This window comes from Lacihabitans lacunae, assembly GCF_042649125.1.
Taxonomy (GTDB): Bacteria; Bacteroidota; Bacteroidia; order Cytophagales; family Spirosomataceae; genus Leadbetterella; species Leadbetterella lacunae.
This window is the reverse complement of the sequence record NZ_JBHRYQ010000001.1, coordinates 3,726,494-3,749,450: the sequence shown is the minus strand read 5'-3', so window position 1 is coordinate 3,749,450 and position 22,957 is coordinate 3,726,494. Positions and strand designations below refer to the sequence as shown.

Here is a 22,957-nt window from a genome sequence, read left to right as displayed (position 1 = left end):
GCTTATTTTTTTGCAGCAGTTTTGATTGCTTCTTTGATTCTCAGATAAGTTCCACAGCGGCAAATATTGCCACTCATTGAAGCTTCAATGTCTTCATCGCTTGGGTTTGGGTTGTTTTTTAGTAGTGCAGCCGCAGACATAATTTGTCCAGATTGGCAGTAACCACATTGGGCCACATCGTGCTCAAGCCAAGCTTTTTGTACGGGATGGGTGGCATTTTCGGAAAGCCCCTCAATAGTGGTCACTTCTTGGTTACCAATCGATGAAACAGGCATCTGACAGGAACGAACAGCCATTCCGTTGAGATGTATCGTACAAGCCCCACACATGGCTATTCCACAGCCGTATTTTGTGCCTGGCATATTTAAGGTATCTCTCAAAACCCAAAGCATAGGGGTAGTAGGGTCAGCCTCTACTTCTTTTACTTTGCCGTTTATTTTTAATTTATATTTTGCCATTATAATGTATTTTAAAATTAATTAAAGTTACTCTTTTTTTTTATGTTAAAGCTATTGTAATCAAACAGATACTTACAAAAATCAAATAATTTTATGTTAAATATGTTTCATAAATGGCTGTTTGTAAAAACGTTTTCCTGTGGCTTTGTAAAGCGAATTGGCTATTGCTCCGAATACGGGTGGGAAGGTTGGTTCACCCATTCCGGTTGGGTCGATATTATTTTCCACAAAATACACTTCAATAGTCTTCGGAGCTTCATTCATGCGTATCATTCGGTATTGGTCAAAATTACTTTTTTCAGGTACCCCTTCTTTAAAAGTCAATTCACCGAAAAGGGCATTACCAATAGCATCCACAATGCCACCTTGAGCTAGATTTTTGGCTCCGTCAGGATTGACAACTATGCCACAATCTATGGCACACAATACTTTATTAATTTGTAACTGCCCCTCTACAATTGCAGTATCAATTACCACAGCCGCATAGGTATCATGGCAGAAATAGGCCGCGACCCCAAGATTTCCTGTTTTTTTGAGCTGATCCCAATTAGATTTCTCTCTCACTAATTTCAAAACTCCAGCTAATCGATCGGACTCGTATTCGTTGTTTTTACCCACTGGATTTCTTTTCGCTTTTTCAAGCAATTCTAATCTAAAATCGATGGGGTCTTTGCCAGCTGCTTCTGCTACTTCATCGAGAAAGGCTTGCTCTGCCGCAGCGTGAAAATTAGAACGGGGTGCTCTAAACGAACCCGTGGTGATGTTGGAGGGAATCTCCCAATCTTCGGCCAAATAGTTATCTACAGCTCCTGCTGGGAACCGGTTTTGATAAATGGGCGATTCTGGGTTTCCTCCCGTATTGAGATGTAACCCAACGAGCTGATTGTTTTCATCCAAAGCCGCTCTGTATTTTGCCAAATAAGTGGAACGATAGATGCCCGAAGTCATGTCGTCTTCGCGAGTATAGAATAGCTTCACAGGGGCTTTTACTTTTTGAGAGATCAAAGCGGCCTCTATGGCCCAGTGGGCATAAGAACGGCGGCCATATCCACCACCCAAGCGGGTCATTTTAAAATCGATTTTTTTTAAAGGAACCCCTAATCGGGCAGAAAGGGCTTGTTCGGTCAATTCCGGTTTTTGTAAGGGACCAATCATCTCGATTTTATCTTCACGCACATCGGCAAAGAAATTCATGGGTTCCATGCAATTATGAGCTAAAAAAGGAGCCATATAGGTTGATTCTATCGTTTTTGAAGCCTTAGAAAAAGTTGCTTCTATATCACCATCGTATCTTTTTATGGTTCCTGGCTTTGCAGCCATTTCTAACATTTTACTTTCGTGATCTTCGGTGTTCTCTAGGCCTGCAGGAACTGTGAATTCAGATTTTCTGCCAAACATATTTCTTTTGAAACTATAAGCCTCAAAAGGCTCCCAAGTTACTTTGAGGGCTTTTTTGGCATTCATGACGGTCCAAGTATCGTCACCTACTATAGCCACTACTTCATTAAAAGTGGTAGTATCAAAAAAAGTGCGTTCATAATCGTCATTGAAAATTTTAATGTCAAATACATCTACAATGCCTTTCATTTTTTTAATAGGAGAAGCATTATAAGATTTGAGTTTCATGCCAAATGCAGGCGGATGCACAATCATGGCGATTTTCATGCCTTCTTTGTGGGTGTCAATACCGAAAAGAGGTTTTCCGGTGACAATATTTTCTCCTTCCACGTTTTTGACAGAAGTACCAATGATTTTAAACTCTTTGGTGGATTTCAATTCCACATTTTCGGGGACTTTTTGCACCGCAGCTAAACTTGCAAACTCCCCATAAGTTGCAGATTTTCCTGATTTTAGATGATTTAAAGTCCCTTTTGATGTAGAAATTTCTGAAATTGGCACCTCCCATTTCAGAGCTGCTGCAGCTTTCAGCATTTGGCGAACTGAAGCACCCGCAGTTCTCAAGATTTTCCAACCTTGATGTATAGCCTGTGACCCACCAATAAACTGACGTGTAAAATGTTTGGTATCCAGATCTGCTTGTATAACCACCACATTTTCCCAATCGGCATCCAGTTCGTCGGCCACGATCATGGGCATAGAGGTTTTTACATTCTGCCCGCCCTCGGGATTAGGGGACATAATCTGAATGCGATTGTCAGGTGTGATTTTAATGAAGGTATTGAATTCTAAAAACTCATTTTGACCAATCAAATTATTTTCTACGGCTCTAGCTGAAACCCACGAAATATTAAACAAAACTCCTCCGCCTGCCAAAGCGGTTGCTTTTAGAAATGAGCGGCGATTGAAGGAATTTTGAGTAGGTTTCATAAGATGATTCAGTTTTTTATATGGCTTACGAAACAATAAGCTACTAAAAATATTAGATAAAATTGCTCCAAAATGACAAAGCTTTTAGTTTAGCCCCATCAGTTTTGAAAAGGAAAGTGACCCCATTTTCCATTCGTTATTGACTTTAACATAAACTTCTGTTACCATAAACGGATTACTAACTTCGTTGGTACCCACTACGGCCAAAAGTGTGATCCTGTTTAATAATATTACAGTATTATCAATAATAATTGGAGAGAAAACCTCATGAATATCCGCTTTTTTGTAATGAATAAAACCAGATTTGATGATCTCTATCTCACGAGTTTTGCCCCAAGAACCACCCATGTGCACAAACATGGCTTGTTCATCAAATAATTTATCAAGTTTATCTACGTCTTTGTCGGCCATCCATTGCCATTTATTTTTGGAGAGAGTTTTTATTTCATCCGCTACAGAATTTTGGGCAAATGCTGAAAAGGAAAAAATAAAAAATGTCAGGAAACTGAAAAATGTTTTTTTCATATTGAAAGTGTTTTTTTGAAGGTTTTAATTACTTTTTGATTTGATGCGTATCTCTTACGCTACTAAAGGTTAGAGCTAACATTTTCCAGTTTTTTTTCTGTTTTTGATAAACTTCCGTTACCGTAAACTCCGTGGATACGTCATTACCCCTTACGTGTGCTACCAAAGTTATTCGGTTCCACACGATGGCTGTTTTACCTGATATTTCAATGGCTGTATCATGCACTTTGGCTTCTTTGTACCAGATACTCCCTGACTTAATAATCTCCAGTTCCTCTGGGGATTTCCAGGTCCCGCTCATGTGTACAAACTTGGCTTTGGCATCAAATAGATCTGCAAGTTTATCCACATTTTTGTCGGCCATCCATTGCCATTTGTCTTTGGATAGTTGGAGTACTTCTGACTCTGTTTTAGACTGGGCCATGGAGACCTGAAATACTGAAAATATAATGGCAATGCTTAAAAGGAAGGTTCTCATGATAATTGATTTATTTATTAAATTTAGAAATGTCATATATACGTGAATTCACATACTAAGATTGTTATTTCGCAGCAGGGATAGAGTCATTGTTTGAGCTCTTTTGGGTTCACCCAAAAAGCGAGTGACGAAAGCCCGCCCGGCTGCCCAAAATTAGAATGAATATTTACAAAGGTGGGCATAAAAACATTAGGTTAGGGTATATGAATTACTGCTTTTGCTACCATTTTTACTTATTAAATGACTACCCTTATAGTAAGATACTTAATTTGATTATTTTTGGAAGAAACAAGAACTAAAATGGATAAAAAATATAGGATTTCGAGCATAAGCCAGTATAATGCAGACAATAATCAGATGACTTTGCACCCCTTGGTAAGCGTAGTTGATTTTTCGAAAGCGGCAGAAAGAAACTGGGGGGAGGCGTGTAAAGTTCGGTTTGAATATGAAATGTATTGCATATACCTAAAAGATGTGAAATGCGGTGATATACGCTATGGACGGGAATATTATGATTATCAGGCTGGTACTTTGGTCTTTTTTGCTCCTGGTCAAATAGCAGATTATGATATGCCTGCTGAGCCGTATCAGCCTATTGGTCACGGTTTGGTTTTTCATCCCGACTTGATTCATGGCACTACTTTGGGTAAAATGATACTGGATTATGGTTTTTTCTCGTACAAATCAAACGAAGCCTTACATATTTCAGATGATGAGCGTCAAGTAGTGCTCGACTGTTTTGCCAAAATCTATCGGGAATTAAAACAAGGGGCGGATAAACACAGCAAAAAGCTGATTGTGTCTAACATTGAGCTCTTTTTGAACTATTGTGAACGGTACTACGACCGGCAATTTATCACCCGAGAGAAGGTCAATCATGGTATTTTGGCCAATTTTGAGGAAATGCTTAACGATTATTTCCAGTCGGATAAACCACAGCTTTTGGGTTTGCCGTCAGTCGCCTATTTCGCAGAGCAATTACACCTTTCGCCTAATTACTTTGGGGATTTGATCAAAAAAGAAACGGGTAAATCTGCCAAAGAATACATTCAAATCAAAACGATAGATATCTCCAAAGAAAAGATTTATAAGGACAAAACCGTAAACGAAATCGCCTACGAAATGGGCTTTAAATACCCGCAGCATTTTACACGTTTATTTAAGCAGAAAGTTGGAGTAAGTCCACTGGAATATAGAGGTTTGAATTGAGAATTTAATAGAAATAACTCTTTGATATTTTTCTTTAGTAAACAACCCCTTTTAAAAACTTTTACCCCACTTTGCTCTTTTTGATAAAATACCTGCCTAATACAAATATAAGTAAACCGAGTGAAGCCAAACCGGCCATTACGCCCGTCATGGGCAAAGCGGTGCCATTGCTTAAAATACCTACCAAAGCTGCACCTAAGGAACCGATACCCATTTGTAAAGCACCCATAAGGGCAGAGGCACTGCCCGCTTCTTTTGAGAAAGGTGCCAAAGAGAGTGCCGAGGCATTTGGAAAACTGAAGCCTTGGCAGCTTAAAAATAAGAAAATCAAGACCACCGCACTGTAGAAATTTAACCATCCAAACACCGTAAAAGCCAACAACAAGAGCCCTAAAACTGTCTGAATGCTGAGGGTATAGGTCATGATTTTTTCTGAAAAATATCTTCTTAAAACAATATTATTAAGTTGGCTACTGAGAATAAGTCCGCCAGCTAACAAACTAAATATCCATCCGTACTGCTGCTCTGAAGCACCGAAAAGCTCCATAAATACAAATGGTGAGCCCGATATATACGCATATACACCACCCGAAACCAACGAACCCGCCAACGCATAGGTGAAGAATTGTGGGTTTGTGAAAATTCCCCAGAAGGTTTTGGTAATAACCGAAGGTTTAAGAGAAAGCGAAGAATCGGCACCTTTGGTTTCACCCAAAAAGAAAAATACCATACCTACCAAAAATAAACCCAAACCTACTTGAAACCAAAAAACCGAATGCCATCCTAAGTGCACAATCATGTAGCTACCCATAGTTGGAGCTAACATGGGTGAGACCCCTAAAATGAGTATTAGAATAGAAAATATTTTGGCACTTTCGTGTACCTCAAATACATCACGCACAATAGCCCGCGAAGAAACCATGCCCACACAGCCACCCAAGGCTTGCAAAAGACGAAAGCCGATAAGCATCTCTATACTATTTGATATTGCACAAGCAGCCGAAGCACCTGTATAAATTAATAGGCCAATTAATAAAGGCGTTTTACGCCCAAACCTATCAAGCAAGGGCCCGTAAATCATTTGCCCCAAGGATATTCCAATAAAAAAACTAGACAAAGTATATGACACATAATCTATAGAAACTCCAAGGTCTTTCGCCATAACAGGAAATCCAGACAGATAGGTATCTATCGAAAATGGCCCAAGTGCAGATAGCATGCCGAGTATAAAAATGAGAAGCTTACGATTATGTATCATGTAGGTTGTAAAAGTGTATAAACAAAGGTATGCCATTTAATTTGGTCATAAGCAAAAACATGTCATTTGCTCACAATCCAGTGGCTGCCTCTTGGGCGTCGGTGTACCTTGTCCCTACTATTTTAATCTCTTCAGATGCTGCTGTTAGTTCCTCAAGTTCATTTGGCGTAAAACGGATGTTTGCCGCTCCTTTGTTTTCTATTAAACGATTGATTTTTGTAGTACCTGGAATTGGCACAATCCATGGTTTTTGGGCCAACACCCACGCCAAGGCTATTTGAGCATTAGTGGCCATTTTCATTTCTGCAAAATATGTAATTACATTAACCATAGCTTGATTTGCCTTTCGGGCATCTTCTGTAAACCTCGGTATTACACCTCGGATATCTCCTGCTTCAAACTTGCGGTCACTTCCAATTTTTCCGGTTAAAAAACCTTTCCCTAAAGGACTAAAAGGCACAAATCCAATTCCAAGTTCTTCTATGGTTGGCATTATCTCAGTTTCGTGCTGACGCGTCCAAAGCGAATACTCACTCTGAAGGGCAGAAACAGGCATTTCGACATGGGCTTTTCTTATGGTATTTGCACCTGCTTCCGAAAGTCCGAAATACTTGGCTTTACCTTCTTTTATAAGGTCTTTTACCGTTCCCGCCACATCTTCTATGGGTACATTTGGGTCTACGCGGTGCTGATAAAGCAAATCAATACATTCTACATTTAACCTTTTAAGTGATGCTTCCACCACCTTACGGATATGCTCAGGACGACTGTTTACTCCCATCATTTTGCCATCTTGAATATCAAAACCAAACTTAGTGGCAATTTGAATCTGAGCGGCCCCTGTTTGGTTTCTGAAAGGCCTCAAGGCTTTACCTACAAGCTCTTCATTTGTAAAAGGGCCATACACTTCCGCCGTATCAAAAAACGTGTATCCTTCCTCTATTGCTTGGTGAATTAAAGCTATCGACTCCGCCTCAGTTGGAAATGGAGCATAGGAAAAGCTCATGCCCATACAGCCCAAGCCTATTTCGGCAACTTCCAATCCTTGACTTCCTAGTTTTCTTGTTTTCAAATCTTTTGGATGATTTACATTGCAAAGATAAAGAAGTACTACTAGTCTGAAGTACGCAATCCAAACAGATACTTACAATTTTCAAATAATTTAAAAGTCTTATCTCAACAAATGGGTACTCAACTCATTTTTTTTCAAATACTAAAATTTTTTTCATGAATTCTACCCTCGCATTGTGTGACTTATGTCATTTACATTGGCTTTTATAATCTATAAATTTGATTAGTAATTAGCTAAATATAACAGTGAGAAGTAAATTATTTAAATGAATTAAAAATCATTCAATTACGAAAATCACACTAAAATTTAAACACTATTATCATGAAAAAATCAATCATAAAAATTACTCTTTTGTCAACTACCCTATTAGTGGCAGCTAGTTGTGCCAAAGATAAAGCAGTAGACCCTCAAAGTAGCTACAACCAAGGTCAGGTTACACAACAGATAAACAACCTTCCGAAAGAAACTTTATCTGCGGCCGAAAAAACCAGTTTATTAGTAATGCGTGAAGAAGAAAAACTAGCTAAAGACGTATATGTGACCTTATATAAAAAATGGAACTTGAATGTTTTTAACAACATATCGAGTAGTGAAGAAACGCATACCTCGGCTGTCTTATCATTGCTTCAAAAATACGATATTCCTGATCCTGTAGGCAATAATGCTGTAGGTGTTTTTGAAAACACCACTTTACAAAAGCTATACAACGACCTCGTGGCTCAAGGCTCGGTTAGTCTATTAGAAGGAGTTAAAGTAGGGGCAACTGTGGAAGACCTTGACATCTACGATTTAAATGAATATATGAAAAATGTTGATAACCAAGACATCACCTATGTATATCAAAACCTTACGAAAGGGAGTAGAAACCACTTACGCTCTTTTTATAGCCAAATATTAAGTCAAAACGGAACTTACAAGGCTCAGTATATCACCCAAACTGACTTTGACGCAATAGTAAACAGTGCCAGAGAAACAGGTAGCTGGTAATTAAAACAAAATTTAAACATAATAACAAAAATGGAAAACGTAATAGAAGAAGTTGTGGCCATGCCACGTATTGGAGACAAAGCTCCAGCATTTAAAGCAATCACCACACAAGGAAACTTAGATTTCCCGAAAGCCTACGAGGGCAAATGGGTGATATTGTTCAGCCACCCGGCAGATTTTACGCCTGTGTGTACCTCGGAGTTTATGACTTTTGCTAAAATGGAACCTGAGTTTAACGCACTCAACTGCGACTTAGTAGGGCTTTCTATCGACGGTCTCTATAGCCACATTGCTTGGCTGAGAACCATCAAAGAAAAGATAGAATACAAAGACATGAAAAATATAGAGGTGAAGTTTCCACTAATAGAAGACATCACGATGGAAGTGGCAAAAAAATACGGGATGATTCAGCCGGGTGAAAGTTCTACCAAAGCCGTTAGAGCTGTGTTTTTCATCGACCCAAAAGGTATTATCAGGGCGATTATTTACTATCCGCTTTCGTTGGGAAGAAACTTCGATGAGTTAAAAAGAGCCTTGATAGCTATGCAAACTGCCGACAAACATGAAATAGCTACACCAGCAGACTGGAGACCGGGCGATGCTGTAATAGTGCCACCGGCAGGTTCGTGTGGAGTAGCCAAAGACCGCATGGAGTCAGAAGAAGAGGGTATAAAATGTTATGATTGGTTCTTCTGCACCAAAGAATTGCCATTAGACAAAATATAAGAGCCATGAGAAAAATAAATGTAAACCTCTGGGGAATCGCTCTGTTGGTATTCGTAAACCTCAATTGTGTAAATACCAAAGGGAAAAACACAACCATGCGTGACAATTCTGAAGAGAAACTTTATTTGGACTTAGGTAAAAATATCGCTGCCAGCACACAAGCAGTTTTGGGTAAAAACTTAATGATTGCAATGGCAAAAGGTGGGCCGGAATACGCTTTGGAGTTTTGTAACTCCAAGGCCATTCCGCTAACCGATAGCATGGCAATCGAACACAAAACAGCTATAAAAAGAGTAAGTGACAAAGCCAGAAATCCTCTTAATGAGGCCAATAAGCTTGAGAAATCAATAATTGTGTCAATAAAAGAGCAATTAAATAAAGGAGATACGCCAAAACCTGAAATACGGGAAGTAAAAGGAAAAATGGTGGCGTATTATCCTATAGTAACCAATGCCATGTGTTTGCAGTGCCATGGCAAAGTAAACGAAACAGTACAGCAAAAAACGTTCGAAAAAATCAATGACTTCTATCCAAACGATAAGGCGACGGGCTATACCGTAAACCAACTTCGGGGTCTTTGGGTGGTAGAAATGCAAAAAACAAAATAATGAATATCAAAGAATTGCACACAGATCAGAAAGCCGTTTCGGCGGTATCACTTTTTAAAGGCGAAAACAACATGGCGAATGCCATTCAAATCCAAAAAAATGAAACGCTCAAAGAGCATATTACTAAAATACCAGCATTGCTACTTTGCGTAGATGGTGAAGTGGTTTTTGAAAACGAAAAATTAGAAAAACATACCCTAAAAAAAGGAGACTACGTACATATAGAACCCAATGTAAAGCACTGGCTAATAGCAAAAGAAACATGCCAACTGGTGCTTTTTAAATAAGGTTTCCTTTGCGTTTAGAAATGTAAAATAGTGCATAGAAATGCCGCCCTTACAGGGCTTTTTGTGGACTAGTAATTTTAGTTTTTTACCAAAATGCCAGCCCAATGGGCTTCAAAAAATTGAATTTGTTAAGATATGCTTAAGTAGATCGGCAATTAGGGCATAACAGCAAAAAGCAGCGAAAAGCTAAAGCCTTGTAAATGCGACATTTTGGTAAAAAAAACAGAAATAGCAAACAGCTAAGCTCCAAAAGAGCTGCACATTAAAAAAACAGATACAAACAGCAAAAAACCAAAGCCCTGTAAGTGCGACATTTTGATAAAAAAACAAAACCACGTAAAAACATCAGCTCCAGAGGAGCGATATTTTGGTAAAAAAACAGAAATAGTAAACAGATTAGCTCTAGAGGAGCAGCTCATTAATAAAACAGATACAAGTAGCAAAAAAAAACAAAACACTGTAAGGGCGTCATTTGGAAAAAAAAACAAAACCACGTAAAAACATCAGCTCCAGAGGAGCGATATTTTGGTAAAAAAACAGAAATAGCAAACAGCTAAGCTCCAGAGGAGCAGTACATTAATAAAACAGAAACAAGTAGCAAAAAAACAAAGCCCTGTAAGGGCGTCATTTTGGTAAAAAAAACAAAACCACGTAAAAACATCAGCTCCAGAGGAGCGACATTTTGGTATTACAGAAAAAAATTCTATTTCAAAACAAATAATAATATGAAAAACAGCATTTTAACAATCGTATTCGCCTTGATAGCTTTGGCTTCTTTTGGTCAAAAAAGCAAAAGTTGGACAGATTTGGAAAACATGAAAACAGTGATGAAGCAAACCTTTCCGCCAATGATGAAAGACAACGACCTTACTGCAGCTAAAAAGAATGCAGCCGAGCTTTACGAAAAAGCGGTAGCCTTACAAAATGGCAAAAAACCAAGGGCGTTTAGAAAAGCGGCAATGGCCGAAAAGTTTTCCGCAATTACAGCCAATGCAAAAGAAATGAAAGACTTAGTTGCCTCCAAAGCATCTGACGAAGACATCAAAAACAGCTTAGTTAGTTTCCATGGAGCATTTGCTGCTATAGCACATCACAAAAAAGCAGGTATGGGAAAAGGCCATAAAAAAGGCGAAATGAAAGGCGAAGGAAAGATGAATCATGGCGACCATAAAATGTAAAAATCATGGCAAAAATAGTAATTCTTGGAGCGGGTATTGCAGGTCATGTGGCCGCAGCTCATTTGCGAAGAAAACTCTCGAAAGAACATGAAGTACTTGTGGTTTCACCTAATCGCAATTACCAGTGGGTGCCCTCTAATATTTGGGTAGGAATAGGCCGAATGAAGTCAAAATCGGTGATTTTTCCGTTAGAGCCCTTATACAAAAAGAAAGGCATTGGATTCAAACAAGCCAAAGTGGTGTCTTTTCACCCAGAAGGTGACGAAACTGAGGATAAAGGTTTCGTAAATGTGGAGTATGTTTTTGGTGAAAAATTGGGTGTTCAGGAAAAAGTAAATTACGACTTTCTAATTAACGCTACAGGACCAAAACTGGCTTTTGATATGACAGAAGGCATGTTGCCTGGTACAAACAAAGCGTTTTCAGTTTGTACGTATGACCACGCCGAACACGCATGGGCAGGCTTAAAACAGCTGATAGATAAAGTGAAAGCTACTGGGGAGAAAGTGAAAGTACTGATTGGTACGGGTCACCCTAAAGCTACCTGCCAAGGTGCGGCGTTTGAGTATATTTTGAATGTAGAAAAAGAATTAGTCAATCACGGCGTAAGAGATAAAGTAGAAGTAACTTGGATATCCAACGAAAACGAACTTGGAGACTTCGGTATGGATGGCATGTTGCTTGACTACGGCGGTCAAATGATGAAGTCAAGCGAAATGGTAGAAATGGTTTTTGCGGACCGAGGTATCAAATGGATATTAGGTGCAGGAGTGTCAAAAATTGAAGATGGGCTGGTGCATTACGAGAATCTTCAGGGTGAATATAAAACCGAAACCTACGACTTTGCCATGTTGATTCCTGCGTTTTCGGGTCATGGATTTAAAGCGTATGACAAAGCAGGCCAAGACATAACACCGAAACTTTTCAAAGGATTTATGGTAGTAGATGCCGATTACACACCTAAACCTTATGAAGAATGGAGTGTGAAAGATTGGCCAGAGACTTATCAGAACCCTAGTTATGCCAATATTTTTGCTCCAGGCATAGCTTTTGCTCCGCCTCATTCTATCTCAAAACCAAGAAAAAGCCCCAATGGAACTGATATATTTCCATCACCTCCACGCACGGGAATGCCTTCGGGTATAACAGCGAAACTGGTGGCTGACAATATAATTGACACCATAAAAACCGGCAAAATGAGTTTACACCACAAAGGTTCTATGGGAAACATGGGAGCGGCATGTATAGCCTCGGCGGGCTTTGGCATGACCCAAGGCAGCGGAATATCGATCACCACCTATCCAATAGTGCCAGATTATAAAAAATACACCGATACACAGGGCCGAGACATCAAAAAAACCTTTGGAGACATGGGTTTGGCAGGGCATTGGCTTAAGTTAACGCTGCATTATGCATTTATTTATAAAGCTAAAATGAAACCATTTTGGTGGTTAATTCCTGAATAAAAATTTATTAATATCATGGCACATAAAATTTCAAAATCGGAGCATTCAAAAATGCAAAATCCATTTTTACAGTTTTTTAAGTACATTTACTTGAGCATCAAGATTATGTTTGTAGTAGCCGCAGGTCATGGTGGCACCCGGGAGTAAGATTGGAATTTAAGAATTAGATTTTTCTGCAGCGAACCTAGGCTGCAAATATAAAAAACACAAAATGGAAGACATGATTTTCTATGATAGGATGCAGTTTGCATTCACTATCACATTTCACTATTTGTTTCCGCAGCTCACCATGGGCCTGTCTTTGATCATCGTATACTTTAAAGGAAAATACCTTTTAAAACACGATCAGAAATACAATGACGCGGCCAAGTTTTGGATGAAAATTTTCGCCCTTAACTTTATGATGGGTGTGGTAACTGGCATACCGATGGAATTTCAGTTTGGCACCAACTGGGCCAAGTTTTCTGAGCTAACAGGTGGAATAATTGGTCAAACACTGGCCATGGAAGGCACATTCTCGTTTTTTCTGGAGTCTTCCTTTCTAGGTCTTTTTCTTTTTGGCGAAAAACTAATTGGCCAGAAGCTACATTTCCTTACAGGACTTTTGGTCTTTATTGGTTCATGGGCCAGCGGATGGTTTATAATAGCCACCAATGCTTGGATGCAGCACCCCGTTGGCTATGAAATTTTAGAAAACGGGAAATTTGTGCTCACTAATTTTGGAGCGTTATTTTCTAACCCTTGGCTTGTTCCAGCTTATTTGCATAACCAAAGTGCCTCTTTGGTAACAGCATCTTTTGTAGTAGCGGCTATCGGAGCATTTTATTTATTAAACAAAAACCACTTAGAGCAAGGTCGTATTTTTATAAAAACAGGCATTGCTTTTGGATTGGTATCTAGCCTATTGGTGGCATTTCCAACAGGTGACTGGAGTGCTAAAAATGTAGTAAAATTTCAGCCTATCACTTTTGCGGCGATGGAAGGCATTTTTGATACCGAAAAAGGCGGCTCTGAGATTATATTAGTAGGTCAGCCAGATATGGAACTATTGAAATTAGACAACAAAATAGCTGTTCCAAATGTCTTGAGTTTTTTGACTTATCAAAATTTCACGACCGAAATTAAAGGCTTGAAGGAATTTGATGTGTCCAAATGGCCGAAGAACATCCCCGGCTTGTATTATTCTTACCACATAATGGTGGGCTTAGGTACCATTTTAATTGGACTAATGGCTTTAGCTGCCTTTTTTCTTTGGCGAAATTATCTTGAAAAATCAAAATGGATCCTTTGGGCTATAATGTTTGCATCACCTTTCCCGTATATTGCTAATTTGGCAGGCTGGTATACTGCCGAAATGGGACGTCAACCTTGGTTGGTTTATAATCTATTAGCCACAGACCATGGAGCATCTCCTAATGTATCTGCTGGCAATACCCTGTTTACCCTTCTGGGTTTTGTAGGCATGTATGTTTTATTAGGATTGTTATTTCTGCTGCTCTTAGGTAGAATAGTTTACAAAGGACCTGAAACCACAAAAAAATAAGTTATGGAATTATTTTGGTATGTCGTAGTCATAAGTATGCTCACCATATATATGCTCCTCGATGGGTATGATTTTGGAGCAGGAATAGTTCATTTGTTTTTTGCCAAAAAAGAGGAAGACAAAAAAGCCATAACCAAAGCCATTGGGCCATTTTGGGATGCCAATGAAGTCTGGCTCATAGCAGGTGGTGGCGTTTTGTTTTTTGCTTTTCCGGTGCTTTACGCCTCCTCTTTTAGTGGGTTTTATTTGCCTTTGATTATGATCTTATGGTTATTAATGTTCCGAGGCATTGGCCTAGAGTTAAGGGGCCTAATTAAGCATTCTATGTGGTACGCTATCTGGGACAAAGCCTTTGGCATAGCCAGCCTTTTGCTAGCATTGTTTTTCGGCATTGCAGTAGGCAATATCGTGCGAGGCGTAAACATGGGGCACGTAGTCAATGGAGTGTCTACTTATGAGCCGCATTATTTTGTTTTGCCCTTATGGAACCCCACCCTAAACCCATTGGCAGAGAGCTTGGGCGTAATAGATTGGTTCACCCTTTTGATAGGCTTGATAGGTGTGGTGGCCTTAACCATTCATGGTGCCAACTGGATCATATATAAAACCAACAGCACGATAAATGAGCAACTGAAAAGAATCGTTTTTAGGCTTACTATTGTTTTGACCGTTTTGGCTTTGGTTTCGCTTTCTAGCTGGTTTTTAGTCATTCCTCATCTTTTTGAAAACTACTTCGCTCATCCTATATTCTGGATTTTCCCTCTCATATCATTGACAGGCTTAATTGGACTTTTCCGAATTAAAACCTTCAAAAAAGACGGTACTGGCTTTGTGTTTTCTAGTCTGTTTTTAGCCGGAGGATTGGCTTCAACGGCACTTTCAATATTTCCCAATTTTTTACCATCAACTAATACTATAAACCCTTCACTAAGCATTTATAATGCCGCTGCAGCTCACTATGGGCTATCTGTAGGTTTGATATGGTTTCCTATTGGAGTGGTATTTATTGCACTTTACTTTATCTTACAATATAGAATTTTTAAAGGCAAAATGGACGATGGCGATTATGGCGAGCATTGAGATAGATTTGAAGGTTTATTTTTTCAAAATCAAAATTTTTAAGAAGCTCTAAACTTACTTGGGCTCAATTCCATGTGTTTTTTGAAGAAATTATTAAAGTGCGTCACTTCATTGAATCCCAAAGCATAGGCTACTTCTGAAATATTCCAATTACTTTGTTTTAGCATGATTTTAGATTCTTGCAAAAACCTTTCGGCAATCAGTTTCGAAGTTGTTTTTTGCGTGATTTCTTTCACCGCTCTATTTAGGTGATTTACGTGTACATTTAACTGACTAGCGAAATCAGATGCTGAACGCAATTGTATGCTCGGATGATTTTCATCGATAGGAAACTGCCTTTCTAATAACTCCAAAAACAGGGAGGCAATACGCTGTGAAGCATTTAATTGTTGCTTTTCAAGCAGCGTGGCGGGCTCCATTTTCATAGCAAAATGCAACAACTCAAAAACTAGGTTTCGCAGCACGTCGTATTTATGCACATAATCTGAGTTTATCTCCTCAAACATTCTTTTGAAAATCGGCCTAACAAACTCGGCCTGCTCATTGCTTAACTCAAAAACATGGTTTCCGTTTGGCTGAAAAACTGAATATTGATTTAGATCTCCAAATCTTTGGAAGAACCGTTGATTAAAAATACAATATGCCCCTTCTTCAATCCGCTCAAGATTGGTACATTTATAGGGAATATGTGGGTTAGAAAAGAACAAGGCTTGCTTTTGAACTTTCACTTCACTGTCGGCATATAACATATCTATATCGCCTACCACAAACATGACTTTGAAAAAATCACGTCTTTTATAAGGCAATGGCTTGGATTTTCCTGGTTCTATTGGTTCGTGATTAAAAACATTGAAATGGCCAATATCTTCTTTGAAGCTATCGGGCAGCCAATCAAATTTTCGTTTATAAAAATCCTCCAAAGATTCTGACTTGTTCATATCATTTTAAAATTTCTTCATGCTTCTTTTTGCTACAAATGCACGAATAAATACTTACTGATTACCTTTTATTTGCCACGAATACATAAATCCCACTAAACCTAAACCTTATCCCACTCAAAAACATTCGTGTCTTATACTTATGCTTTCTTTTAAAGTTTAATATTCAAACCAACATTCCAAACAATTTTATCACCCGATATTTCTGATTTAATTTTTGTTGTAAATACAGAAGAAAGACTAATTGGAAAGTTCTTTTTTGAAAGAATCAATGTTTCATTAAAATAAGTGCCGCTGTCTGTATCTAAACTTAGATAAAAAATCTGTGGGTAAAAACTCAAATAATAACTTTTGCTTAAACCAATAAAAGGAAACCTTGGCATTAATGAATAAAACTGGCTTTTTTTAATGCCATTATTGTCTAATCTAGTCGCTTGAAGGGCATATACACCCAAAGAAAATTTCTTTGAAAAATAATAAGTTGGGGCGAGTTCCACTGCCGCATACCGCTGAGCCACGTATCTTTTATCATTTACACCATTTATTTGCACATCGGTTTCTTTCACAATATACGATGGATGGGCACCTACCGTTATTCCAAATTTTTCAGATTTTCTGTATTTATACCTAAGCCAATAAATATAAGACCACGGCTTGCCATTTAAACCCCAACGTAATTCAGGTTCAAAATATACGCCTTTTTTCCCTACCGAAAGTGTGGCAATAACCGCAGGCCTACCAAGTGATAAGTTAGGAAAAAGCGAAACTCCATTATTGGTAAATTGCACATTGGCAGTGGCACTCAGCGGCTGAGAGACTTTAATAGAATCTTGCTTTTGAGAAAAAGCAAGTGAATGCAAAAACAAGATTAAGCACAAAGTAAGTTTGATTTTCATTTAGTATATAGGGGTTGTTAAATTTCATTACAAAATTACGCCACACAAAGCATGTAATCTTACGAAAAACACCAAATAACTTACGAAAATCAAATATTTTTTAACGTAACTACAATCACTTGCTCCTTAAAAATCACAATTCAAAACCATCACTTTTTGCCCTTTGAATCACCAATTCTCCTATTTTCTTGCCATGGTCTAAGCCCATTTCAGCATCTACTCTGAAGTGAATAAGCCCATAAATCCTAGAGTTAGATGCCTCCAAAGCTTTGGCGGTTAACTCAGAACTAGCACTTGGAAACATGTATCCCAAAATTGTAGCCGCCGCAGAAGAAAATGTAGAATGACCAGACGTATAAGATGGGAAATTTGGTAAGCCAACAGAAGTTTTTAAACCAAACTGCTGCGGTCTAGGAGCATAATAATAATACTTGGCTTCCCAGCAAGCGATGCCGGCATCCATTACACCTGTGTTGAGATACGCAAGCACACGGGCCGTTGATATTTCGCTCAACTTAGCATTTAAACATAAGTCTGTCGCCAACCTGTTCCAATGCCCAGGCGGGGTATAGGTACCCGGGCCATCTGCCCAATAAGCCGCTATGCGAGACTGCTCGCGTGTTTGCGATTTATCTATGGCTTTTAGCTCTGCTAAATCTTTTTCCCATTCAGGGCTTCCCACTAAGAAAGGAGTCTTTGGTCTAATTTTTTCTAAAGTAGCTTTGTCAAACGTCCACGTTTTTACGGCACCATAATTTGGCAACAAGGGCGGCCTCACCGGAACCTCTAAGCTTTCCCACAGTTTGGTAACTCCCCTTGCTTTTGCTGCTGCTATAAATCCAGCAGTTACAGTTTGGTTGTTGGCATTGCCCATCCCGTCTGTTTTCGACTTGGCCAAAGCTACATCGGCCACGGCTTTACCTAGTTTTGCTCCAGCTTCTATATCGCTTTTTACATTTATCCCTGCCCAAAGCGGCACATTTAGGGCCTCTGCAAGTTTGGTATTCAGAAATTCGGTTTCACCGGGAAACATACTCAACAGCACCACATAAGAAGCAGAAGAAACCACTGCCCCTTCTGATGGATAAGACGGAAGCGAATTTTGGGGCAAACCCTGAACTACACTTGGGTCCGATACACGTATTGGTTTTCGATTGTATTTAAATTTATAATACCAAGCTGCCACCAAGGCGTCGTATTGGGCTATGCTGAGATAAGCAAAAGCACGCGAGGCATATGGAGGGTTAGCGAATGGAAACTTGGGCTCTGCCAGTGGGTTATTCGGGTCTGGAACTGGATAAGTGCCGTCTGCTTTGGCAACTGGCGGAAGGTTATATTTGGCCGCCAACTCACGAGCTATTTCATTCCATCTATACACAAAACCCGCCCCCCAATAGTTTATGCTTGCTTTTTGTGAGCTATTTACCGCCGGCAATACAATTTTCTTTAAAGAGTCTAACTCTGCTTTGTAACTGGCATCGGTTTCTAACTTGGGCAGTGCCACAAATATTTGACTTGGGTCTGCTATCAAAAAGGTTTTCCATGTTCCACCATTTTCATTTTGTTTTATGGGAGCATATGGCTCTACTTGCGTTACGTCCACAGATTTGTCACAACTAACAAAAGCAAGCAAAATCAAAGTGGCTAAAAAAAGGTTTTTATGCGTATACATCGTTGTAAAATCAGCTAATGATTAATAATTTAATTGATACAAAACACCGGCTGAAAGCGACTTGGTCTGCCCTATATTTTGTCCAGAAATGATTTGAGAAACACGTAGGTTAAAACCTAAGTTTTTGGGTTGGTATTTAAAGAAAAGCCCCACATTTCTAAACGCCATTTTATTTGAAACCGCGGGCATATCATTTCTCCTAATGTTATCGCCCGAAAGGCACGAAAACTGCTCCACAAAACTTTCTACTTGGAGGTGACTTTTTAAGTACCCTACCCTAAAACCAGCTTCTGTGGCATTTGGCACCGCCATCAAATTAGAATAAACGACAGTTCCATTTACTTGATACGAATCTCTATCTAGTTTGACTTTATCGCGGGCTATGTAGCCACCATGTAGGTTTACATAAATGCCAGCTTTTGTCTTATAGTTCAAAATAACTCTACCAGTAAGGCTTTTTGACTTAAGACCAATAGAAAGCGGCAAAAAATCTGGCAAATAGTTGGTTAGTGGCGTTGATGCTCCCACAACTCCATGAACAGAAAGCCCGTTACTATGCTCAAAAACCTTGTATTTAGCCCATAGACTCAAGTCTTGAATTCCCTTTTGACCCTTCAGGTTGCCGTCGCTGGTGTAGTTCGAAATATACGGTACTGACACCATCACATTTAACTTTGAGCTTAAACCAACGGCCGCCATTGCCATAACCGCATTGGAGTTAAAAGTGCCTAAGTTGGGATTGTCTCTTTTTAAGGAGCCCTCCCAATAGTTTTTCCAAGTACTTTTAGAGCCTATGAGAGCAAAACACGTGGTGTTCTTTGGCATATATATGGCATCATGGGGCATTTGAGCAGATGCAAATCGGATGCTTATCAATAATAATAAGCAAAGGCTTTTATTCATAGGTTAAAGTAAAATAGGTGACTTTGGATAGAAAAAATCTTCCAAAAGTAACTGAAAAAATGAATGATTTTTTAGGAATGAAAAAATATAATATTGGGGCTATTTTTCGAAACAGAATAAAAGGCAAATCCTGTTAGGTGACTTATATTACGGGGTTCAAACAAATTAAGATTTATCTTTGTTACCAATCATGATTGAATATATCCAAATCTATATTTTTTGTTTTTTTTCGATAAAAAAATGAGCATTGAAAAATAGGCTTGCTTGCCGCTCGACTTTACTTACATTACACCTACAAGTCGTGAAATAGATACTTGAGTGCAACAAATAACACCTATACTGTGACTAGGAATAGTTTTAAAAAATCAATGCTGCATTTAAAGAAAAAATGGTCAAACGATTTCTTATTCTTTTATCAAAACCAGGTCTCGTACTATTGAACTCGCTAAAGTTGTATTTGTCATAACCTATACTTCGTTTTTTTTCACCCATTAAAAAGAAAATTAAAGCTTAATGATTAAAACTACTGAGAAGCCTCCCATTTTATGTATTGAACAATATACCAGAGAAGAAAAAAAAGAAAATTTGGTATATGTAAGTAGACTATCTGCTCTCATTGACCAATTTGACTCTATCAAAAATCCGCATGGGCACTCTTTTGTTATGCTCATGCTAGTTTCTGAAGGCTCGGGAATACACAAAATAGACTTTGAGGAATACGAAGTTAAGCCTAATCAAATGTTTTTCTTATCGCCGGGGCAAATTCACAGCTGGTCACTTTCTAAAGAGACAGAAGGTGCCGTTTTGTTTTTTGAAAGTCAGTTTTTTAGCTCTCGTTTCGGAAACTTACTGTATCAGTATCCATTTTTGTTTTCAAATATTAACCCGCCACTTTTAGAACTCACTGAACCCACCCTGATAAAAAACCTGTTCGAATTTGCCTGTAAAGAATACCAAAAAACTTCTACCAATTTGGAAGTTATGCTTTCTATCATTCATCTTTTATTAGAAAAATCTAACGTATTTTATCATGAAAACCATAACATTACCACCAATAAAACTTCTGACTTTGTCACCAAGTTTGACAGTCTACTTTCACAATATTTTAAAAATTATAAAGAAGTAAAATACTACGCAGATTTGCTTTCAGTTTCTCCAAACTATTTAAACAGTGTTTTAAAAACAAAAACTGGCTTAAACGCCAGCTCATTGATAGCCAATAAACTAATAATAGAGTCTAAACGACTATTGGTTAATTCGCCCTTATCTATAAAAGAAATAGCTTTTGAGATTGGTTTTGAAAGCGATTCGTACTTTAATCGGTTTTTTAAAAAGAAAACCAACCGAACTCCAGCCGACTTTAGAGCAAATAATTGATATGTGAAACGTACCGGTTGATTTGTATCATATTTGAATTTGCTAATGCTTATACATTTGTAAAAAAATGATTTTAATCATACAAATATGGCAACAGCATCAGTAGCGACGGATTTCTCTGAAGGAGAAAATCACGAAGCACATCACGAAACTTTTATTACAAAATATATCTTTTCTACGGATCACAAAATGATCGCCAAGCAGTTCCTTATCTCAGGGCTTATTTGGGCTTTTATAGGTGGTCTCGCGTCTATGTTTATAAGAATGCAGCTCGGCTTTCCAAAACAAAGTTTAGAATTACTAAGGCCGATTTTGGGCAAATGGATAACCGAAAGTGGCACTTTAGACCCCGAAATGTATTTGGGAATGGTAACCATGCACGGCACTATCATGATGTTTTTTGTATTAACTGCAGGACTAAGTGGTACTTTCAGCAATCTACTTATTCCGCTCCAAATCGGAGCGAGAGACATGGCCTCGGGCTTCATGAATATGCTCTCATATTGGTTTTTCTTTGTGGCAAGTTTAATTATGTTGGCTTCGTTTTTTGTAGAGTCGGGCCCAGCTATGGGTGGCTGGACGGCCTACCCACCCCTGAGTGCTATTAAAGACGCCGTTTCTGGCTCAGGCACAGGTATGACACTCTACATTTTGGGCTTTTTGTTTTTTATAGTTTCTACCACATTGGGAAGCATTAACTATATAGCTACCATAGTAAACCTCCGCACCAAAGGCATGACATTTAACAGAATGCCTTTGTCTGTGTGGTCGTTTGGTATTACTGCCGCCATTGGCGTTTTGTCTTTCCCAGTACTTTTTTCAGCATTACTTTTACTGTTTTTCGACCGTTCGTTTGGTACAAGTTTTTTCTTGTCAGAACTCTACGTCAATGGCAAAGCACTAGCTAACCAGGGTGGAGCACCTATTCTTTACCAACACTTGTTTTGGTTTTTAGGTCACCCAGAAGTTTACATCATATTTTTGCCGGCTTTGGGCATAACCTCAGAGGTTATTTCTACCAACTCTCGCAAACCGATTTTTGGATATCAGGCCATGATTATGTCTATGCTCGGTATTTTTGTACTCTCATTTGTGGTTTGGGCTCACCATATGTTTGTAACCGGCATGAATCCATTTTTAGGCTCCGTGTTTATGCTGCTAACCCTTATCATTGCCATTCCTTCGGCTATCAAAGGCTTCAACTACCTGACTACACTTTGGCAAGGAAATATCATTTTTAGGCCGGCCATGTTGTTTTCTATTGGCTTAGTGTCGTTTTTGTTTTCAGGCGGAATGACCGGTATTATTTTGGGAAATGCCGTTCTGGATATTCAGCTTCACGACACCTATTTTGTAGTAGCTCACTTTCACTTGGTGATGGGTTCTGCCGCGTTTTTCGGAATGATGGCGGGAGTTTACCATTGGTTTCCAAAAATGTATGGCCGCATGATGAATGACACCCTGGGAAAAATTCACTTTTGGATGAGCTTTGCGGGCACGTATCTCGTGTTTTTTCCTATGCACTACTTAGGCATTGCGGGTTTCCCTCGTAGATACTACAGCTTTACTGGATTTGACTTTACCTCAAGTTTTGTTAACCTTAATTCGTTTATCAGTGTGGCTGCCTTTATTACTTTTTCTGCCCAACTGATATTTGTAGCTAATTTTGTCTACAGTATATTTAGAGGCAAAAAAGCACCTTTGAACCCATGGAAATCAAATACTTTGGAATGGACAACTCCTACGGCAGCACCTGGGCATGGCAACTGGGATGGGCCACTTCCGATGGTGTATCGCTGGCCGTATGACTACTCAAAACCCGGAGCAGAAGATGACTTTATACCGCAAAACGTACCGTTCTCCGAAACGGAGTCATCGAACCTTGAAAACGAAACGGATGAACTCACCAACCCTTGGAAAGAGTTTGAAAGGCTCCAAAAACTAAATGATTAATGCTTGATTGGTATT

Annotated in this window: 23 protein-coding genes; 13 read left to right on the top strand and 10 right to left on the bottom strand. The window is 38.9% G+C overall.

The annotated features are described in order from the left end of the window. Window positions 1–2 precede the first annotated feature (2 nt). The 4 genes from ACFOOI_RS16205 to ACFOOI_RS16190 form a co-directional block, all read right to left on the bottom strand. The gene (locus tag ACFOOI_RS16205) at window positions 3–458 is read right to left on the bottom strand and encodes a (2Fe-2S)-binding protein (RefSeq protein ID WP_379839072.1); all 456 of its coding nucleotides are present in this window, start codon (window positions 456–458) and stop codon (window positions 3–5) included. Between the two features lie 96 nt (window positions 459–554). Beyond that, a complete protein-coding gene (locus ACFOOI_RS16200; protein WP_379839071.1) occupies window positions 555–2,786 on the bottom strand; it encodes a xanthine dehydrogenase family protein molybdopterin-binding subunit in 2,232 nt (743 codons plus the stop codon). Window positions 2,787–2,870: 84 nt separating this feature from the next. Beyond that, entirely contained in the window at window positions 2,871–3,311 is a 441-nt protein-coding gene (locus tag ACFOOI_RS16195; RefSeq protein WP_379839070.1) for a nuclear transport factor 2 family protein, read from the bottom strand. A gap of 28 nt (window positions 3,312–3,339) precedes the next feature. Then, complete coding sequence (locus ACFOOI_RS16190; RefSeq protein WP_379839069.1) at window positions 3,340–3,789, bottom strand: nuclear transport factor 2 family protein; 450 nt, start codon at window positions 3,787–3,789, stop codon at window positions 3,340–3,342. A gap of 300 nt (window positions 3,790–4,089) precedes the next feature. Here ACFOOI_RS16190 and ACFOOI_RS16185 point away from each other — a divergent pair, with 300 nt between their 5' ends. Further along, entirely contained in the window at window positions 4,090–4,998 is a 909-nt protein-coding gene (locus tag ACFOOI_RS16185) for a helix-turn-helix domain-containing protein (protein WP_379839068.1), read from the top strand. A gap of 61 nt (window positions 4,999–5,059) precedes the next feature. Here the strand turns inward: ACFOOI_RS16185 and ACFOOI_RS16180 are convergent, their stop codons facing one another. Next, the gene (locus tag ACFOOI_RS16180) at window positions 5,060–6,256 is read right to left on the bottom strand and encodes a multidrug effflux MFS transporter (protein WP_379839067.1); all 1,197 of its coding nucleotides are present in this window, start codon (window positions 6,254–6,256) and stop codon (window positions 5,060–5,062) included. A gap of 70 nt (window positions 6,257–6,326) precedes the next feature. After that, complete coding sequence (locus tag ACFOOI_RS16175; RefSeq protein ID WP_379839066.1) at window positions 6,327–7,328, bottom strand: aldo/keto reductase; 1,002 nt, start codon at window positions 7,326–7,328, stop codon at window positions 6,327–6,329. Window positions 7,329–7,649: 321 nt separating this feature from the next. Between ACFOOI_RS16175 and ACFOOI_RS16170 the strand changes: the two genes are divergently transcribed. From ACFOOI_RS16170 to cydB, 10 genes are all read left to right on the top strand, one after another. After that, on the top strand, window positions 7,650–8,315 hold the full coding sequence (locus tag ACFOOI_RS16170) for a DUF2202 domain-containing protein (RefSeq protein WP_379839065.1): 666 nt from the start codon (window positions 7,650–7,652) through the stop codon (window positions 8,313–8,315). Between the two features lie 30 nt (window positions 8,316–8,345). Continuing rightward, window positions 8,346–9,041 carry a peroxiredoxin gene (locus tag ACFOOI_RS16165; protein WP_379839064.1) on the top strand — a complete coding sequence of 232 codons (696 nt, stop codon included), beginning with the start codon at window positions 8,346–8,348 and terminating at the stop codon, window positions 9,039–9,041. Between the two features lie 5 nt (window positions 9,042–9,046). Next, window positions 9,047–9,649 (top strand): Tll0287-like domain-containing protein, encoded by a 603-nt coding sequence (locus ACFOOI_RS16160; protein ID WP_379839063.1) that lies wholly within the window; start codon window positions 9,047–9,049, stop codon window positions 9,647–9,649. After that, complete coding sequence (locus ACFOOI_RS16155) at window positions 9,649–9,936, top strand: cupin domain-containing protein (RefSeq protein ID WP_379839062.1); 288 nt, start codon at window positions 9,649–9,651, stop codon at window positions 9,934–9,936. The genes ACFOOI_RS16160 and ACFOOI_RS16155 overlap by 1 nt, the downstream gene beginning before the upstream one ends. A 315-nt stretch (window positions 9,937–10,251) precedes the next feature. Beyond that, on the top strand, window positions 10,252–10,434 hold the full coding sequence (locus ACFOOI_RS16150) for a hypothetical protein (RefSeq protein WP_379839061.1): 183 nt from the start codon (window positions 10,252–10,254) through the stop codon (window positions 10,432–10,434). Window positions 10,435–10,661: 227 nt separating this feature from the next. After that, window positions 10,662–11,114 carry a hypothetical protein gene (locus ACFOOI_RS16145; protein WP_379839060.1) on the top strand — a complete coding sequence of 151 codons (453 nt, stop codon included), beginning with the start codon at window positions 10,662–10,664 and terminating at the stop codon, window positions 11,112–11,114. 5 nt (window positions 11,115–11,119) lie between these two features. Continuing rightward, window positions 11,120–12,580 (top strand): NAD(P)/FAD-dependent oxidoreductase, encoded by a 1,461-nt coding sequence (locus tag ACFOOI_RS16140; RefSeq protein ID WP_379839059.1) that lies wholly within the window; start codon window positions 11,120–11,122, stop codon window positions 12,578–12,580. Between the two features lie 15 nt (window positions 12,581–12,595). Next, a complete protein-coding gene (locus tag ACFOOI_RS16135) occupies window positions 12,596–12,727 on the top strand; it encodes a hypothetical protein (protein WP_379839058.1) in 132 nt (43 codons plus the stop codon). A 64-nt stretch (window positions 12,728–12,791) separates the two neighbouring features. Continuing rightward, window positions 12,792–14,123, top strand: a complete 1,332-nt coding sequence (locus ACFOOI_RS16130; RefSeq protein WP_379839057.1) for a cytochrome ubiquinol oxidase subunit I — start codon at window positions 12,792–12,794, stop codon at window positions 14,121–14,123. A gap of 3 nt (window positions 14,124–14,126) precedes the next feature. Beyond that, the gene (cydB, locus tag ACFOOI_RS16125) at window positions 14,127–15,203 is read left to right on the top strand and encodes a cytochrome d ubiquinol oxidase subunit II (RefSeq protein ID WP_379839056.1); all 1,077 of its coding nucleotides are present in this window, start codon (window positions 14,127–14,129) and stop codon (window positions 15,201–15,203) included. Between the two features lie 38 nt (window positions 15,204–15,241). Here the strand turns inward: cydB and ACFOOI_RS16120 are convergent, their stop codons facing one another. The 4 genes from ACFOOI_RS16120 to ACFOOI_RS16105 all read right to left on the bottom strand — a co-directional run bounded on the left by ACFOOI_RS16120 (window position 15,242) and on the right by ACFOOI_RS16105 (window position 19,612). Beyond that, window positions 15,242–16,141 (bottom strand): helix-turn-helix domain-containing protein, encoded by a 900-nt coding sequence (locus ACFOOI_RS16120; RefSeq protein WP_379839055.1) that lies wholly within the window; start codon window positions 16,139–16,141, stop codon window positions 15,242–15,244. Window positions 16,142–16,293: 152 nt separating this feature from the next. Beyond that, a complete protein-coding gene (locus ACFOOI_RS16115; RefSeq protein ID WP_379839054.1) occupies window positions 16,294–17,037 on the bottom strand; it encodes a hypothetical protein in 744 nt (247 codons plus the stop codon). Window positions 17,038–17,170: 133 nt separating this feature from the next. Further along, the gene (locus ACFOOI_RS16110) at window positions 17,171–18,709 is read right to left on the bottom strand and encodes a phosphatase PAP2 family protein (protein ID WP_379839053.1); all 1,539 of its coding nucleotides are present in this window, start codon (window positions 18,707–18,709) and stop codon (window positions 17,171–17,173) included. Between the two features lie 21 nt (window positions 18,710–18,730). Next, window positions 18,731–19,612 (bottom strand): hypothetical protein, encoded by an 882-nt coding sequence (locus ACFOOI_RS16105; RefSeq protein WP_379839052.1) that lies wholly within the window; start codon window positions 19,610–19,612, stop codon window positions 18,731–18,733. Window positions 19,613–20,125: 513 nt separating this feature from the next. On the opposite strand from ACFOOI_RS16105, the gene ACFOOI_RS16100 reads away from it, so the two are divergent. Both ACFOOI_RS16100 and ACFOOI_RS16095 read left to right on the top strand, forming a co-directional pair. Next, window positions 20,126–20,989: an AraC family transcriptional regulator gene (locus ACFOOI_RS16100; protein ID WP_379839051.1), complete on the top strand. Its 864-nt coding sequence runs from the start codon at window positions 20,126–20,128 to the stop codon at window positions 20,987–20,989. 87 nt (window positions 20,990–21,076) lie between these two features. Continuing rightward, window positions 21,077–22,942, top strand: coding sequence for a cytochrome c oxidase subunit I (locus tag ACFOOI_RS16095; RefSeq protein ID WP_379839050.1), 1,866 nt, complete (start codon window positions 21,077–21,079; stop codon window positions 22,940–22,942). Window positions 22,943–22,957: the final 15 nt, after the last annotated feature.